At 67.9% G+C, this 16889-nt stretch carries 15 protein-coding genes; 7 read left to right on the top strand and 8 right to left on the bottom strand.

Translation table 11 applies throughout. From position 1 onward, the window contains the following. Positions 1–212 precede the first annotated feature (212 nt). Positions 213–620, top strand: a complete 408-nt coding sequence (locus U9978_RS09525) for a cold shock domain-containing protein (RefSeq protein WP_322760709.1) — start codon at positions 213–215, stop codon at positions 618–620. A 73-nt stretch (positions 621–693) separates the two neighbouring features. Here U9978_RS09525 and U9978_RS09520 read toward each other — a convergent pair whose 3' ends face one another. The 4 genes from U9978_RS09520 to U9978_RS09505 form a co-directional block, all read right to left on the bottom strand. Next, complete coding sequence (locus U9978_RS09520) at positions 694–1509, bottom strand: 1,4-dihydroxy-6-naphthoate synthase (RefSeq protein ID WP_322760720.1); 816 nt, start codon at positions 1507–1509, stop codon at positions 694–696. A gap of 14 nt (positions 1510–1523) precedes the next feature. Beyond that, complete coding sequence (gene mqnB, locus U9978_RS09515; protein ID WP_322760708.1) at positions 1524–2477, bottom strand: futalosine hydrolase; 954 nt, start codon at positions 2475–2477, stop codon at positions 1524–1526. A gap of 63 nt (positions 2478–2540) precedes the next feature. Beyond that, entirely contained in the window at positions 2541–3002 is a 462-nt protein-coding gene (locus tag U9978_RS09510) for a hypothetical protein (RefSeq protein ID WP_322760707.1), read from the bottom strand. A gap of 9 nt (positions 3003–3011) precedes the next feature. Then, positions 3012–4547, bottom strand: a complete 1536-nt coding sequence (locus U9978_RS09505; protein ID WP_322760706.1) for an MFS transporter — start codon at positions 4545–4547, stop codon at positions 3012–3014. A 156-nt stretch (positions 4548–4703) separates the two neighbouring features. Between U9978_RS09505 and U9978_RS09500 the strand changes: the two genes are divergently transcribed. The 4 genes from U9978_RS09500 (at position 4704) to U9978_RS09485 (ending at position 11980) form a co-directional block, all read left to right on the top strand. Next, positions 4704–5846, top strand: coding sequence for a DUF3027 domain-containing protein (locus U9978_RS09500; RefSeq protein ID WP_322760705.1), 1143 nt, complete (start codon positions 4704–4706; stop codon positions 5844–5846). 94 nt (positions 5847–5940) lie between these two features. Continuing rightward, positions 5941–8259, top strand: a complete 2319-nt coding sequence (gene purL, locus U9978_RS09495; protein ID WP_322760704.1) for a phosphoribosylformylglycinamidine synthase subunit PurL — start codon at positions 5941–5943, stop codon at positions 8257–8259. A gap of 454 nt (positions 8260–8713) precedes the next feature. Continuing rightward, complete coding sequence (locus U9978_RS09490; protein WP_322760703.1) at positions 8714–10561, top strand: glycoside hydrolase family 15 protein; 1848 nt, start codon at positions 8714–8716, stop codon at positions 10559–10561. Positions 10562–10963: 402 nt separating this feature from the next. Continuing rightward, positions 10964–11980: a hypothetical protein gene (locus U9978_RS09485; RefSeq protein WP_322760702.1), complete on the top strand. Its 1017-nt coding sequence runs from the start codon at positions 10964–10966 to the stop codon at positions 11978–11980. 71 nt (positions 11981–12051) lie between these two features. Here U9978_RS09485 and U9978_RS09480 read toward each other — a convergent pair whose 3' ends face one another. Both U9978_RS09480 and U9978_RS09475 read right to left on the bottom strand, forming a co-directional pair. Further along, complete coding sequence (locus U9978_RS09480) at positions 12052–12297, bottom strand: hypothetical protein (RefSeq protein WP_322760701.1); 246 nt, start codon at positions 12295–12297, stop codon at positions 12052–12054. A 345-nt stretch (positions 12298–12642) separates the two neighbouring features. After that, entirely contained in the window at positions 12643–13329 is a 687-nt protein-coding gene (locus U9978_RS09475; RefSeq protein ID WP_322760700.1) for an ABC transporter permease, read from the bottom strand. A gap of 133 nt (positions 13330–13462) precedes the next feature. On the opposite strand from U9978_RS09475, the gene U9978_RS09470 reads away from it, so the two are divergent. Then, positions 13463–14698 (top strand): ATP-binding cassette domain-containing protein, encoded by a 1236-nt coding sequence (locus tag U9978_RS09470; protein WP_322760699.1) that lies wholly within the window; start codon positions 13463–13465, stop codon positions 14696–14698. A 123-nt stretch (positions 14699–14821) separates the two neighbouring features. On the opposite strand, the gene purQ is transcribed toward U9978_RS09470, so the two are convergent. Then, positions 14822–15541, bottom strand: a complete 720-nt coding sequence (gene purQ, locus U9978_RS09465) for a phosphoribosylformylglycinamidine synthase subunit PurQ (RefSeq protein ID WP_322760698.1) — start codon at positions 15539–15541, stop codon at positions 14822–14824. A 53-nt stretch (positions 15542–15594) separates the two neighbouring features. After that, positions 15595–16071, bottom strand: coding sequence for an ATP-binding protein (locus U9978_RS09460; protein ID WP_322760697.1), 477 nt, complete (start codon positions 16069–16071; stop codon positions 15595–15597). A gap of 415 nt (positions 16072–16486) precedes the next feature. Between U9978_RS09460 and U9978_RS09455 the strand changes: the two genes are divergently transcribed. Beyond that, a partial coding sequence (locus U9978_RS09455; RefSeq protein ID WP_416210908.1) for a DUF5926 family protein occupies positions 16487–16889 on the top strand: 403 nt, incomplete at its 3' end.

The raw sequence follows: 16889 nt of genomic DNA, 5'->3' as shown, positions 1-16889 counted from the left end.
ACGTCGGCGGATGGCCAAAAGGTGTGCAATCGTGGTTTCGTCGCGCACTCGGAGGCATTGAGAGAGCCCGCGACGGTTCCAACGTCCGTGATCGGCCACGATCGGCTGTGAATAGGCACGGACGACCTCTCGCCGCCGTGTCCCCGGATAGCCTTGGAGACCTCGGCATCTCACTGGACAGTCTCCCTTCGCCACGCAGAACGAGGTCTCCTGTGCCCACCGGCAGAGTCAAGTGGTTCGACGTCGACAAGGGCTTCGGCTTCCTCAGCCGTGATGACGGCGGCGACGTGTTCGTCCACAAGGGTGCGCTTCCGCCAGGGGTGGACAAGCTCAAGCCGGGCGAACGGGTCGAGTTCGGTGTCGCCGCGGGTCGCAAGGGCGATCAGGCGTTGTCCGTGAAGGTGCTCGCGACTCCGCCGTCGGTGGCCAAGAACGCGGCGCACGCGGCCCGGCGCAGCCCGGACGAGCTCCACAGCATGGTCGAAGATATGATCAAACTCTTGGACGAGGTACAGAACTCACTGCGTCGGGGGCGCTATCCAGATCGCCGGACAGCGGAGAATGTGGCCAAGGTCGTCCATGCGGTCGCCGACGAACTGGAGACAGCAGGGCCTGCGTGATCGGCCCACAGTCGGCCGACTCGAGCGCCGCCGCCGCCGCGGTCAGGGTCGGCGAGCGGTCGGGCAGCCGCGGTCAGGGGCGGAGGGCGGGTATCGGCGGGACGAGGCCTGCGGCGCCCGCCCGTCCCAGCAGCACCTCGACAGCCTCGTACCCCTCGTCGCCGAGCGCTAGCGTGTAATCGTTTACATACAGCCCGATATGAGCGTTCACGACGTCGGCGTCCATCTCCTGGGCGTGGTCCAGCACGTAGGCGCGCGATGCCCGCGGGTCGGCCAGAGCTGCCGCGACGCTCGCCCTCACCGTGGCGCAGAGTGCGGCGCCGTCGAGCTCACGCCGCCCGAGGATCGCTCCCAGCGGGATGGGCAGGCCGGTCTCGGACTCCCACCAGTCGCCCAGGTCCGCCATGGGGGTGAGTCCATAGGACGGGTAGGTGAACCGCGACTCGTGGATGACCAGGCCGGCGTCGTACCGCCCGTCCCGTACCGCCGGCATGATTTTTTCGAAGGGCAGGACGTCGATGTCGCCGACCCCACGTCCCACCGCCCACAGCCGGAACAACAGGTAGGCGGTCGTGCGCATCCCCGGTATCGCGATGCGCGCGCCTGCCAGGTCGTCCCGGCCGGCGGTGAGTACGAGCGGTCCGCAGCCGCGTCCCAGCGCACTGCCCGCGGACAGCAGCTGGTAAGAGTCCAGCAGCCACGGTAGGGCGGCGTAGGAGACCTTCACCAGATCGTCGAGGCCGGCGGCGGCGCGGGAGTTCAACACGTCGATGTCCGCGAAGGTCACCGTGACCGGCGGTGCGTCCGCAATGAGCCCGTGGGCCAGCGCGTGGAAGGCGAACGTGTCGTTCGGGCAGGGCGAGATCGCCAGCGACAGCGGGGACGGCATCGTTGACCGCGATGTCACGGCGCTCCGACCCCGGGAGCAGGCTTGACTGGTTCGGTGCTGCCAGGCGCGGTGCTTGCGGACGGCGTGCCGCCGGGCGCGGCGTGCAGGACGGTGGCGAGCGTGTCGATGCCGGCGGCGAGACCGGCGGCGGCCGCGCTCAGCCCGGCGAATGCTCCCGGCACGTCCCAGCTCGACCGCTCACGGCGACCGACCGCGTTACTGACCGCGCGGACCTCGGCGAACGGCGTGTCGAACGCGGTGGCTGCGACACCGACCGCGTAGCCTTCCATGCCTTCGGCGACCGGGCCGAACCGCAGTGTCATCGCTGCGGCCCGATGGTCGGTTCCGGTGATTGTGGACACGCTGAGTATGGGACCAATCCTGATTTTCCGCCCGGTGCCGGCGAGAAGCTCGGCGAGCCACTGGACCACGTTCGCACGGGGGACCAGCGTGGATGGTCCGAGGCCGAGCTGGTCCAGGCTCAGGAAGTCGCCGGTTCCGCCGCCGGCACCGGATGGCGGTCCGGCCGGCGGCGACCCCGGCGCGGGTCTACCCGATGAGGCGTCGAGGCCGGACTCGGCCCCGAGATCCGCGGCGATCAGCGCGTCCGCGACGACCAGGTCACCGATGTCGGCACGGTCGGTGAAACCGCCCGCGATACCGACGGAGATGACCAGGTCGAACGGATCTCCCGCGGCGCGGGCGGTCGCCAGTGCGGTCGCGGTACCCGCCGCCGCCGCCGGACCGGCTGCTCCCGCGGCCAGGACGGTCACCGACCCGGACCGGCGTCCCAGGTAAGGGCCGAGCCGGACCGCGGTCAGGAGCTGGCGGTCCCACGACGGCACCGGACCGCTGCGGGACGCGGCCGTCGTGGCGGGCGCGGCCCCCGGCTGCCACATACCCATCATTCCGGCGCAGACAGCGTCAGCCTCCGGGTTGACCGCCGTGACCAGCAGAACCCGGTTCATGTGGACCTCGATGCGGGAACAAACCCCGCGCGCATCTCGACCATGAAATCGTCGACCATGAACCTATGGCTGGACGACGAGACGGAACTTCCAGCTTCCAGACGCCGGACCGGAGTCGGTGCGCGGCACCTGGAAGATGGTCAGGGGAAGTTCAACCGCTTGTCCCGGCGCGGTCAGGCGGTAGTGCTGGTCCTTTATGGTGTCGGAGATCGGGCGGTCGTTGGACTGGGCGTCGGTGGACGTCAGGAAGTATCCGCGGTCGGCAACCGACTTCGGAACGTCGATGTTGATGGTCTCGCCGGGGGCGGCGTGCAGCACCGGGATCTGGTAGTCGGCGTCCTTGACCTCCGTGCCGTCGCGGTCGTACTCGGCGGCGTGCGCCTGCACGAAGTGTCGACCGGCCTGCAGGGTCACCAGCGGCGTCGGTTGGTCACAGCCGGCGAGTATTCCGACGAGCGCGCCGAGGACAGGGAGCACAGCCAGGCGTTGCCACCGGATGCGGGAGAGTAGCCGAGATACGGACACGGTCGGAGGTTATCGTTCAGGGCCGTTCAGATGCCGCCCGGATCGCGATCCGGCGGGTGGGTTCTCGGTCTCAGCCACGCCGGGCCGCGTCCCACGATCCGGGAGGAGCGCGGTTTTCTGGAGCACCGCCGTTTCCGGGAGCACCGCCGTGCCCGGGAGCACCGCCGTGCCCGGAAGAACAGCCGTATCCGGGTGGATCGCCGGGTGCCCGAGCGCGAGGGTTGCCCCGGCGCCCGACCCGGTCCAGTCCGCCGCCGCCGGTCGTCCTCGACGGGCGCGGGCCGCTGTCCGTGACCGGTGCAGGGCTCTGGTCTCCACGAACATCGTGAGCAGCACCGCCGCGGAGGCCACCGCGAAGCCGAGCGTCCCCGGCATCTCGATCAGGCCGATCCCGGCGCCGGCAACCCATGCGAGCTGAATCGCGGTTTCTGAACGGGCGAACGCGGAGTTCCGGGTGTCCTCGGCGACGTCCCGTTGAAGGATCGCGTCCAGACCGAGTTTCCCCATGGAGCCGGCCATTGTCACCAGCAGGGCCGCCAGCAGCGAGGTGAGTCTTGTGTAGTCGACGGCGGCGCCGAGGCAGCTACCTGATGCCATCAGTAGCGCCAGCATCAGCAGCGCCTCAGGCCGCCGGCGGCCCAGGCGCCCGCCGATAAATACACCCAGGCCGCTACCCACGCCCGCACAGATCGCCAGCGCACCGAGCCAGAGGTTGGTGCCGCCGCTCGTCCGCAGCAGAAACGCCAGATAGAAGGTGAGGAATCCGACCAGGCCGCGCAGCACCAGGGAGGCGCGAAGCGCGACCGGCAGCCCGCCCATGGCGCGCAGCAGGCGGCCGGCCATGTCCCGGTGGTTGACGATGGCCCCCAGCACGAAGGCGCGTTTTTCACCTGCGGCGGAGTCGACGTGTTTGGGTAGGTTGAACGCCAGCAGGACGCCTGTCATGTAGACGATCGCGCAGGCCCGCAGCACCCACGGGTAGCCGACATAGGGGATCTTGGCGATGGCCAGGCCGACCGGGGCAACCGCCGATCCAGCTGCGATGTTCACCAACGAGATCCGGGAATTGATCTTTACGAGGGTCAGATCCTGGGGTGTGACGCGCGGGATGACCGCGCTGCGGGCCACTCCGAACGCCCGCGACAGCATGAGCAGGCCGAGTGCGAGGGGGTAGACGGCCACACCGTGGTTGAGGGAGCCGGCGAGCTGCCAGGCGAGCATGCCGCGGGCCAGGCAGATTGCGGCCAGCGCGGTACGGCGACCATGGGCGAACCGGTCCAGAACCGGGCCGATCACCGGTGCCAGCAGGGTGAACGGCACCATGGTGATCAACAGGTACATGGCGACCTTCGAGCGGGCCTCGCCCGTCGGCACCGCGAAGAAGAGCGATCCGGCCAGCGTCACGGTCACCAGCGCGTCGCCCGCCGCGTTGACGAAGGAAAGCTCCGTGAGGGCCGCGAGCCCCGACTGCTCGGCGCCACCTCTGCGCCCGGACGCGCGCAGCCTTCGAAACCCCTTGGCGACACCAGTGCCCACGTTCACCATCCTGAGTGTCCCCTCTCCCCAGGAGGGCCACCGCGACCACGCAGCACAGTTCCGGAACCTGTAGGCGACAATACGTGCGTGGAGGCTCAGGATGTGCAGCTTGACCCGGCGGTAGCGACAACATCGTCCAACTCTGGATCGTCCAACCAGGAAACGTTGAGCTCGGAAACGTTCATCTCGGACGGGAGTGCGCCCGGTTCCCAGGCGCCTGAGTCCGCGACCAGGGCGACCAAGGCGACCAAGAGGACCAGGGCGACCAGGGCGACCAAGGCGACCAAGGCGAGTCAGGGGGACTCGACGCCCGCTGATCCGGAACTGCCTGAAGCGCCGGCCGCGCCTGGGCGGGCCGGGCGGGCGGCTCGGTCACCGGCGGCCGATGCACCCCGGACGCCCCGGACGCCCCGGACACCCCGGACCCCGGAAACGCCACGGGCGCCGCGTGCGGTCAGGGTGCCCAAGCCGCCCGCGCTGGACACCGCGTGTGCCGCAGCCGTCGAGGAGGCCCGATCCGCCGCGGTCACCGAGGCTGATGATCCGGGCCTTGTCGGCGACCACCTCGGCGTCGAGGCCGAGGGCGAACGCCTTGTGCTGCACCGCTTCGCATGCACGGCGCGCGCCTATCCCGGTTGGGTGTGGACGGTGGTCGTGAGCCGCGCATCGCGGTTGCGGAAGGTCACCGTGGATGATGTCGTGCTGTTGCCCGGCGACGGCGCCATGACCGCTCCACAGTGGGTGCCGTGGTCCCAGCGGCTGCGTCCGGGCGACGTCGGAGTCGGAGACCTGCTGCCGACCGCCGTGGACGATCCGCGCCTCACACTGCGTCTTGGTGATGTCGAGGAGTTCGTCGACACCGATGCCTGGTATGAGCTCGGGTTCGGTCGTCCCCGGCTGCTGTCCGTGGAGGGACGTGACGACGCTGTGGCCCGTTGGTATGCGGGCGAGTCCGGTCCGGAGGCATCGATCGCCCGGGTCGCTCCCGCGACCTGTCAGACATGTGGCTTTCACGTACGTCTAGCCGGGATCCTCGGCCGCCTGTTCGGGGTGTGCGCGAACGAGATGGCCCCGGACGACGCTCGGGTGACTGCTTTCGATCATGGTTGTGGTGCCCACTCGGAGGCGATGGTCGCTCCCTCCGCGCATCCCGAGGCAGTTGTGTTCGACGACGATCCGTCCGACCTGGAATCCTCCGACCTGGAATTCATCGGCGTATCGGCGCACCCGCCCGGCTCGGTTCCAGACGACGGCGCCGACGCACTCAGCGGTGACGCGGCAGGTCCGGAGCCTTACGGCCACTCCTGACGGCCGGTTGGATCACCGCGGTGGGATCACTACGGTGGGATCGCCTCGGTGGGATCGTCGTGGTCGGGTTGTCGAGGACGAAACGTCCGGGAAGATGGATGACGTGACCGGCACACCGACCGTACCCACTGCCCCGTCCGCGCCCGACGCTGGCCGGCCCGACGCCGCCCGGCCCGACGCCGTCCAGCCCCACAGGGAACTCGGTCTCACCGACGACGAGTACGCCCGGATCATCTCCACCCTCGGTCGGCTGCCGTCCGATGCCGAGCTTGCCATGTACTCGGTGATGTGGAGCGAACACTGTTCGTATAAGTCGTCCAAGGTGCATCTGCGGCGGTTCCACGACATACCCGCCGGTGAGCGCATGCTCGTCGGCATGGGCGAGAACGCCGGGGTGGTCGCTGTCGGTGAGGGTCTGGCCGTCACATTTAAGATCGAATCGCATAATCATCCGAGTTTCGTCGAGCCCTACCAGGGTGCGGCGACTGGCGTCGGCGGGATTGTCCGCGACATCCTGACTATGGGTGCCCGGCCGATCGCAGTCCTCGACCCGCTCCGGTTCGGCGACGCCGACGCGCCCGACACGGCGCGGATGTTGCCCGGGGTGGTCGCGGGCATCGGCGGCTACGGCAACTGCCTGGGCCTGCCGACGATCGGCGGGGAAGTCGTCTTCGATCCGTCGTATCTGGGGAACCCGCTGGTCAACGCCTTGTGCGTGGGGGTGATGCCGGTCGGACGGGTGCAGACTTCGGCGGCGACCGGAGTCGGTAACGCGGTCGTCCTGCTCGGTGCGAAGACCGGTCGGGACGGCATCGGCGGGGTGTCGGTGCTGGCGTCGGCGACCTTCGACGAGGGTGGCGGACCGGCGCGCCGACCATCGGTACAGGTCGGAGACCCGTTCACCGAGAAGATTCTCATCGAGTCCTGCCTGGAGCTGTTTGACCGCGGGCTTGTCGTCGCCATCCAGGACCTCGGCGGCGCGGGGCTGACCTGTGCGCTGACCGAGACGACCGCTGCCGGCCTGGCCACCGGTGGCCCCGGTGGGATGACGGTCGACCTCGACCTCGTCCCGCTGCGGGAGGCCTCGATGGTGCCGCACGAGATCCTGGCGAGTGAGTCCCAGGAACGGATGCTCGCGATCGTCACGCCGGACGCACTGCCCCAGGTGCTCGCGGTCGCCGAACGCTGGGGAGTGCTTGCCACCCGGATCGGAATAGTCACCGAAAGTGGTCGTCTTGTCATCCGGTGGCATGGTGATGTCGTCGTCGACGTGCCGCCCGGCTCGCTCGCCGACGACGGGCCGGTGTATGACCGGCCGATGCGCAGGCCGGCGGACCTGGACGGGCTGCGGGCCGACGACCCGGCGGCGTTGCCGCGCCCGAGCAGCGGAGCCGACCTGCGCGCCACGTTGCTGACCATGATTGCTTCGCCGAATCTGTGCTCCAAGGCGTGGGTGACCGACCAGTACGACCGGTATGTGCAGGCCAACACTGTGCTTGCGCAGCCCGAGGATGCCGGCGTGATCAGGCTTTCCGACGAGACTGGTCTTGGTATCGCGCTTGCAACAGACGGTAATGGTCGGTATGCCAGACTTGATCCGTTCGCAGGTGTGCAGCTCGCACTCGCCGAAGCATGCCGCAACGTGGCCGCGACCGGGGCCGTGCCGATCGCCGTCACGAACTGCCTGAACTTCGGTTCGCCCGAGGATCCAGAGGTCATGTGGCAGTTCGCCGAGACGACCCGGGGGCTCGCGGATGCCTGTCGTCAGCTCGGACTGCCCGTGACCGGCGGCAATGTGTCCTTCTACAACCAGACCGGGTCGATGCCGATCAACCCGACTCCGGTCGTCGGCGTCCTGGGCCTCTTCGACGATGTGGCCCGGCGCGTGGCGATCGGCTTCACCGATGAGGGTGACTCTCTGTTGTTGCTTGGGGACACCCGCCCGGAGTTCGGCGGGTCCGAGTGGGCGTGGGTGGCACACCGGCACCTGGGCGGGCAGCCGCCCGCGGTCGACCTCGCCGCGGAGAAGCTTCTCGCCCAGATCCTGGTTTCGGGTTCCCGCGACGGCATGCTGACCGCGGCGCACGATCTGTCCGACGGCGGGCTGGCGGCGGCACTGGTCGAGTCCTGCCTGCGTGGTGGGCGTGGCGTCCGCATCGTCTTCCCCCGTGATGCGGACGTGTTCACCGAGCTGTTCAGCGAGTCGGCGGGTCGGGCGGTGGTGGCCGTCTCCCGATCGGAGGAGCTGCGGTTCACCGACATGTGCGGTGCCCGCGGACTGCCGTGCCGGCGCATCGGTGTGGTGGACGGCGATATTTTCGACGTTCAGGACGCCTTTGCCGTCAGCCTCGACGAACTGCAGGCCGCCCACTCGTCCACTCTGCCCGGCATCTTCGGCGCTGTAACCGTCTGAACTCGTGCCTCGATCGGCCGATACGAATCATGGCCGATACCCATAATCATGGCCGGCACGAAATATCTGATACCCCCACTCATGGGTGATCTGTCATGGTCGGACGGTTTGGACGCCTGACCGTCGGGCAACTCAGTTTCTGAGGATGGATATCCCGGTCGCTGGAGCTGGCACTGGAGCTGGCACTGGAGTGGCAGATCACACTCGCCGCAGGTCGCTGCACCACCCTTGGACGCTTTCGTGCAGGACGATCCGGGCCTGTCCGAGATCAATCGGACAGGCCCTAACCGACCAACCCGTTCTCCTCGAAGCGACATCGCCCGGTCGGGCTGTTTCACCGCGGGGAGACGGCCGGCTGCGCGCCGGACCACCGGCCCACGATGGGTGTCCACGCCGGACGCTACGAGCCGCGAGGCGGCAGGAACCGCTGCCGAGCAGAACCATAGGGGGAGAGATGGACTATCCACAGATTTCTGACCACGGGTTGATCGGGGATCTCCAGACCGCGGCGCTGGTGACGAAGGACGGCGAAATCGACTGGTTCTGCGCGCCCCGATTCGATTCACCGAGTATCTTTGCCTCCCTGCTGGACCGGGAACGCGGCGGCCACTTCACAATCGCGCCGGCGGAGCCGGGCTATGTGTCGCGGCAGTTGTACCTACCTGACAGCGCGGTTCTTATCACCCGCTTCCTGACCGCCGGCGGCGTGGGTGAACTCCTCGACTTCATGCCCATCGCGGACACGACCCGGCCGACCGACCGGCACCGGTTGGTCCGGGTTCTGCGGGTCGTGCGTGGGGAGATGCGTTTCGCGGTCGATTTCATGCCACGTTTCGACTACGGCCGCGCCACCCACACCATGGAGGTGACCGGCGACGGCGCGATCTTCCGTGCCGGGGATCAGCGCATCACCCTGCACCCGGCCAGGAACGTCCAATGGGAAAAGGCCGAGCGGATCAGCCAGTCCAACGGCGACGGGGTCCGCGGCACGGCGACGCTGAAGGCCGGCCAGGTCGGGGCCGTGATGATGGAGACCGGGGACGGCGACCCGCCGCACCGGCTGGCCCGGGACGAGATCACCTCCCTGCTCGACGACACGGTGCGGTACTGGCGGCGCTGGCTGGCCCGGTCGACCTACACCGGCCGGTGGCGCGAGCAGGTCCGCCGCTCGGCGATGACGCTGAAGCTCATGACCTACGCCCCTACCGGTGCGGTGGTGGCAGCGCCCACCGCCGGGCTGCCCGAACAGATCGGCGGCGAGCGCAACTGGGACTACCGATTCACCTGGATCCGCGACGCATCGTTCTCGGTGTACGCGCTGTTGGGACTGGGCTACGTCGAGGAGGCACGCAGTTTTGTCGGGTGGCTGGCCAACCGGATCGAGGAGCAGGCCGGTGACGCCTCCGGCCCCTTGAAGATCATGTATCGGGTGGACGGTTCGTCGGACCTGAGCGAGGAGACCCTCGACCATTTCGAGGGTTATATGGGCTCGGCGCCGGTGCGGATCGGCAACGGCGCGTCCGACCAGCTCCAGCTCGACATCTACGGCGAGGCGATGGACTCGATCTACTTCGCGGACCGTCACGGTGTCGCCCTCGGCTACGCCCGGTGGAACCGCGTGGTCGATATGCTGGACTGGCTGTGTGACCACTGGGACTCCCCCGAGGAAGGCATCTGGGAAACCCGCGGCGGCCGGCAGAACTTCACCTACGGGCGAATCAATTCCTGGACCGCCTTCGACCGTGCCATCCGGCTCGCCGCCGAGCGGGCCCGGCCGGGCAAGCTCCAACGGTGGGCCACCGAACGTGACCGCGTGTACCGCCAGGTCATGGACCGGGGCTGGAACGACAAGCGGCAGGCCTTCGTCCAGCACTATGACACCGACGTGCTGGACGCTTCCCTGCTGCGGATGGTCCAGGTCGGTTTCGTCGTCCCCGACGACCCGATGTGGTTGTCCACCTTGAACGCGATGGACTCCGAACTGGTCTCTGACAGCCTGGTCTACCGGTACAACCCGGAAGCATCCCCGGACGGGCTCCGCGGTTCGGAGGGCACCTTCTCCCTGTGCACGTTCTGGTACGTCGACGCGTTGGCTCGTTCCGGTCGGCTGGAGGAGGCCGGGCTCATCTTCGAGAAGATGCACACCTATGCCAATCCACTGGGCCTGTATTCCGAGGAGATCGGCCTGACCGGCGAGCAGCTCGGTAACTTCCCGCAGGCGTTCACGCACCTCGCGCTGATCAACGCCGCGGTCAACCTCAACCGGCAACTCGACGCCTCCGACGCCCAGATTCGCGACTGACCGTTCGAGACCGGCGGTGTTCCGGGGGATCCCAGCCGGGTACCGGATCCCCCGGGGATGACGGCCGTCGGCGGTAGGTGGAAACTGCCGTTCCCGTGACCGCAACGACCTACCGTACGGTTTCTTGGCCGTTGGCCGTCGGTGGAAACTGCCGTTCCCATGACCACAATGACCTACCGCTGGGGCCTACGGCCGGGACGCGGAAGGCGCCGGTGGTCGGCGCCATTACCGGCACCATCCGGACCGATCCCGCGGAACGCGTTGTCCTCGGGCGTGGTTCAAACCTCGCCGCGGCGGATGTGATTAGGTCAGAAATGACTCCTGTGCTCGTCCCGTATCGGATATGCCTGTCATAGCGCAGAAAGAGCGCTCTCATGGCGGCTGGCTGACGGCGAGGGGACGATGGCACTTTCCAGAGCGGCGGCGGAACTCTATACCGAGATCGGGCCGGCACCGTCGAACTGCGGTGCATTGCGGAAGCGGCTCCGTATGGAGGATGCGCAGTTCGACGAGGCGATGGCGGAGCTTGTTCTCGCGGGTATGGCGATTGTGGAAGGGCGGCGGATCCGCCGGGCCCCGAGCGGCCGGACTCCGCCGAAAGCGTCTCGCGACGCGCTTGTGGTCTTCGACCAGCTTCCGCCGGACGGCACTCCCGTCGGCGGCCTGCGGCTGCGTAGCGCTGTAAGAATCACGAACGACCGTTATCGATTGGCGCTGGACGAGCTCAAGACCGCCGGTCTCGTCCGGCTCGGGCGAGGCCGCGGGGGCACGATCGCCCGCGCCGACGATGTGCTTCAGACGCCGGACGACGAGGCGTTGGAAACGCACGTCGACGACGCGGGATTCGCTGCTGCCGGCCCTGGCCAGCTGGTACGCCGGGAGTCCGAGCTGTATCAGCCCTTCGTCGACTGGTACCAGAGCGAGATCGATACGGCTGGTCTCACCTTCAGTCACATTCGTGAGACCGCTTCCGCGCGCAGGCGGGTACGGGCCAGTGGTCAGTGGTCCCGGCCGGACGTCGCGGCGGTCGAAGTCTGGAGCTCGTATCTGCTGCCCGATGTCGTCCTCACGATTTCATCCTTTGAAATCAAACGGTCGGCTGAGGCCAATCGGCTGGAGTCGCTGTACGAGGCAGCGGCCCATGGGCGTTGGGCGCACTGCCCGAGCCTCGTCGTCGAGACGGCCTCTGAAGAGGACGAGGACAATCCGGTGTCCGACCGTGTTCTAGAAGAACTCGACAGGCTGAAGCTGGGTCTGTATACGATGTACAACCTCGGATGTGGAGCTTTTCGTGTGAAGCAGTACATACCGCCGTCGAGGCATGCACCCGACCCTGGCTATCTACATGATCTCTTGGAGTACTTCTTCTCCGACGACAAACGGCAGTGGGAGAAGTACCGACTGGCGATCCGCCGCTGAGCGCGCCTGCGCGGTCGGAAAGGGCCGGCTGGGGAGTAGGCCGCGAGTAGGCCGGGAGATCGTGTTCGTCGTCATGGGCGGTTCGACCGGGCGGTGGCGAGTAGGCGGTCCGCGACCCGGTCACAGGTAAGCCCGAGCGAGCCCGTGGCCAGTTGGGATTCGAGGGCGTGGCGGGTCTGGTGGGCGTGCAGCCATACCCGTTCGGCATCCATCACCTCATCGTTCGGCGCGCGGGTCGCGTAGGTGAGGGCGAGCGACGCCGCGGTCGCCTGCTCGGCCTCCACCGCGTCCGCGAGCTGCCGGGACATCGTCCACATGCGTGAGAACGTCCGCTGACTTTCGATCAAAACGGCTGGTAGCCGTGTCCTGGCCAAGCGATTCCCCTGCGGGGATGCCGGCGGATCCGAGTCCGTCGGCTCCGAGCCCGGCCCTGGTGCCGGTGATTGTGGTGTTGATTGTGGTGTTGATTGTGACTCTGATGGCGATTGTGGTGGCGATGTTCCCGCGGAATCCTCGTGGTCCGGCGGTTGCGGAAGCTTCTGTACCACGGTTCCAGCCCTCCTCGATCCGGGTACCCACCTGCGTGGCGGGGAGTACCCGCTGCCGGCCGGCCGCACGCGTTCGACGAGCGTTCGTTCACACTCGACCATGCGTCCCGCGGATCACCAGCGGGGACGGAGACGGCTGGGCCCGCAGCCAGCGGGCGTTACCAGCCGGCCGAGGCAGAGCAGCATACCCTGGATGATCAGAGCCAGCGCCACGACCAGCACTGCGCCGCCGACCGCCTGCGCGTCGTCGTGGTGAGCCAGGCCGTCCAGCACGAGTCGACCGAGCCCGCCGCCGCCGATGAGGGCGGCGACCGTGGCGGTGGCGACGACTCGGGCCGTCGCCGTCCGTAGGCCCACCAGCAGCAGTGGCGCGGCCAGCGGTAGCTCCACCTGGCGCAGCACCTGACCGCCGGACATGCCCATCCCGACCGCGGCCTGTGTCACCGCCTTGTCAACGTCGCGCATGCTGAGGTAGGCAGTGGACAGCAGCGGTGGTACCGCGATGAGGGTCAGCGCGACCGTAGCCGTGGTGTTGCCGAAGCCGAGCGGCCCGACGGCCAGCAGCACGAGCACGGCCAATGCCGGTACCGCCCGTTCAACCGTGGAGATGCCGACAGCGAGAATGCGGCCTCGTCCGATGTGACCGAGCCACACCCCGATCGGTAGCGCGAGGGCGCACGCGAGCCCCACGGACGCGGTAGTCAACGTCACGTGTTCGATGAGGCGCCGGGTGACGCCGTTGCCGCCGTCCCAGTTGGCGCTGTCGCCAAGCCATGAGGCGGTCTGCGAGATTGTGCTCACACGGCGACGGTACCGGGATAACTCGATACCGACCGGATAATCCGGTAGAAAAGCTATGAAACAGCAATGACAGTACTGTGGGTTCCACGGTCGGAATGATCGCAATCGGTCCGGGAGGGGTTGGTCGGCGTCGATGGCGACTGAGCCGATGATTTCTTTTCGGGGGGTCCAGAAGCGTCACCCGGACGGGACCGTCGCTGTTACAAATCTTGACATCGACGTGGCCGAGGGTGATTTCATCTGCCTGCTCGGGCCGTCCGGGTGCGGCAAGACCACCATCATTAATCTCATCAATAGGATGACCGAGCCGACAGCCGGGGAGATCGTCGTGGCTGGCGAGGATGTTGCCCGCGTGGATCCGGTCCTGCTGCGCAGGCGCATCGGCCATGTCGCCGCGCGCGTCGGCCTGTTCCCACATCGGACCGTCCGGGCGAACGTCGAATCGGTGCCCAGGCTGCTGCGCTGGGCGCGGCCGCGGGTTCACGACAGCGGGCAGGAGCTGCTCGAACTGCTTGGGCTTGATCCAGCGGTCGTCGGCGACCGTTACCCGCATGAACTTTCCGGCGAGCAACGGCAACGGGCCGGTATTGCCCGCGCACTCGCCGCCGACCCGCTGGTACTGCTGATGGACGAGCCGTGCTCGGCCTTGGACCCGATGGCGTGCGAGCGGTTGCGTACCGATCTTCTTCTGTTGCACCGGGATATCGGCAAGACGATCATCTTCGCCACGCCCGACCTGGACGAGGCCGTCCACCTTGCGGACCGGATCGCGGTGTTCCGCCCCGGTGGCCTTCTTGAGCAGTACGACGCCGTCACCCGCGTCCTGGGAGCGCCGGCCACGCCGTTCGTCGCGGATCTCACCGGCTTCGACCGGTCGCTGCGCCGGCTCGCGGTCACCCCGCTGGCGGTGTCCGACACCGAACACCCACCGGTGGTGCGCATGGACACATCCGCGGCCGAGACACTGCAGGCGATCGCCCGGCATGTGCCGGGCGGGTCCGCTCGTTCCGGTGGGTCCGCTCGTTCCGCTCGTTCCGGTGGGTCCGGCGAGGGCAGCCGGGTGCGGGTCAGCACTGACGGCGCCGGCTGGGCGGTCGTGGTCGACCCGACGTCCGGGGAAGTGCGCGGGTGGGTTGAGGCCGGGGAGCTGGTCGGGCATGGTCCGGTCGCGAGCGCGGCAGCGCTGCGTCCGCTCGCCGGTTGGGTGGAGCTCGGCGCCTCTCTCAAGGAAGCGTTCGCCGTGCTCCTGGGCGACGACGCCGCCCGCATCGCCGTCTACGATCGGGACGATTACGTCGGCGTACTCACGCCCGCGTCCCTGCATGCGGCCCTGCGCCGTTCCGTCGATGCCGAGCTGGGCGTCGCTTGACGCCTCCGGGTGTGCGTGAACGGCATGATCGCGCACCCTTTGGCCGGTCTGGCTGTGTGGGGGCCTCCGGGTGTGCGTGAACGGCATGATCGCGCACCCTTTGGCCGGCGTACCGGGAGTCGATCAGACGGTGAGAAGGCCGGATACCACCGACTGGAACATTGCCAGGCCGTCCGATCCCGGGCCGGTCAGCGGCTCGACGGCATGCTCGGGATGTGGCATCAACCCGACAACCGTGCGTGCAGTATTGCAGACGCCGGCTATGTCGGCGACGGATCCGTTCGGGTTCCCGCCGAGATAGCGGGCAACCACCAGGTCGTCATGTTCGAGCTGGGCCAGTGTCGCAGGGTTCACCACATAGCGGCCTTCGCCGTGTTTCACGGGAATAACGACCTCCGCGCCGGTGGTGTATGCCGAGGTCCACGCGGTCGAGGCGTTCTCCACCCGCAGCCGCTGGTCCCGGCAGACGAAATGGAGGCCGACATTACGGGTGAGTGCCCCGGGCAGCAGACCGGCCTCGCACAGCACCTGAAATCCGTTGCAGATGCCGAGGACGGGCAACCCGTCACGGGCCGCGGCCACGACCGCGCCGACCATGGGGGAGAAACGGGCTATCGCCCCGGCGCGCAGGTAGTCGCCGTAGGAGAACCCGCCGGGCAGCACCACCGCGTCCACCGCGGCCAGCTCGGTGTCACCGTGCCAGAGCGCAACGGCCTCGCCGCCGCTGAGGCCGACCGCTCGAGCGGCGTCCCGGTCATCCAGCGAGCCGGGAAATGTCACCACGCCGATTCGTCGTGCTACCGAGGACGCCCCGCCAACTGTTTCGTACTGGCCACCGCTCATGCGGTCAGCCTACCGGCGATCAAGCGGCGGCCACGCATGCAGGAGCAGGCCGGTCAGGACCCGCAGTGGGCCGGGGCGCGTTCAAGTCGGGTGGCGGGCGCGCTTTCATCCCACTGCAGCAGTTTTTCCAGATGAACCCGGATGCCGGGATGCGGACCGTCCACAATGTCGAACTGGACGCTGTCCATGAGTTCGTGCATGACATAGATACCACGGCCGTCTTCGCAGATCGTGTCATCGGCGGACGCCTCGAGAATCATGGCGTCAATCTGGAAGACGTCGAAGCCACCACCGTTATCCAGCACCTCGATGGCGGCCACCTGGTTGTCGACGTTGACCGAGACCTCGTACCAGTCATACGCCTGGGCGTGCTTCAGAACGTTGGCACATGCCTCGGTGAGCGCGAGTTCCACGTCGTCGACGCACTCCTGGTGCGCGCCGAGAACCTTCAGTGACTGCGTGCACATCCGGCGGACAACAGGAATGGAGATCTCGTCCCGGGGAAGTGACAGCGAAAATTTGATCTCCATGTCCGACTTCTACCCCGGTGAGTGGCGGTTAACCTGCATCGGCTTCCCGTCCGGCCGAAGGGAGTGCGATCTTGGTTTTTCGCACGCCCGGAGGCGTCTGGTGGGTGGCCTGGCCGAAGGGAGTGCGATCTTGGTTTTTCGCACGCCCGGAGGCCCGGTCGCGGACGGTGGAGCCTGGTCCGGCATCGGCGCGTAGCAGGGCCGGTACAAGCGGACGGTCACGTGGGTGGGTTGGCGGGAAGTGTCGGTCGCAGGTATTAGCCTTGCGCGTACCAGCCGTCCATCAACCTGATCCATCAACCTGATCCGTCAAGCCGAGGAGCACCCGATCGCTCGCCGACAGACCGCCCGCCGTCCCGTGCCGTCTCATTCCGGATCTGGCTCGTCCGGATCTGGCTCGTCCGACGAGGTGGGCCTGGCCGCGTCTGTGGCGGCTCCGGCTGTCTTCGGGACGGACGAGGTAGATGCTCCCGTCGTCGGGCCGCGGTCGCCGTGCCCGTGTGGGTCAGGGCGCCGGTACAAGGCATGTCATGGCGTGCGGCGGCGGCCCGCGCCCGTCCTGCGTCCCTTTGCCGGCCGGGTTGACGAACCCGATCTGGTGGCTCTGCGTGAGTTGGTGCCCAGCGCGACCGCCCCGCTAAAGCTCTCCGCCAGCTACCTCGCCGAACATCCTGAACATGGCGACCGTGCGGTTCTGCTCGGCACGATGCTGCCGCAGGCGGTGCCTGCGATCGTCCGGGAGAACGGCGAGATCCTCCTGGCCATGCAGACGGGCGTGCCCAGCGACGACGCGAGCGTTGACATCGCGCGGGCGCTGC

Origin of the sequence: Protofrankia sp. Cr2 (assembly GCF_963555885.1) — a bacterium.
Taxonomy (GTDB): Bacteria; Actinomycetota; Actinomycetes; order Frankiales; family Frankiaceae; genus Protofrankia.
The sequence above is the reverse complement of the archived record's forward strand: the minus strand, read 5'-3'. Positions and strand labels throughout refer to the sequence as shown.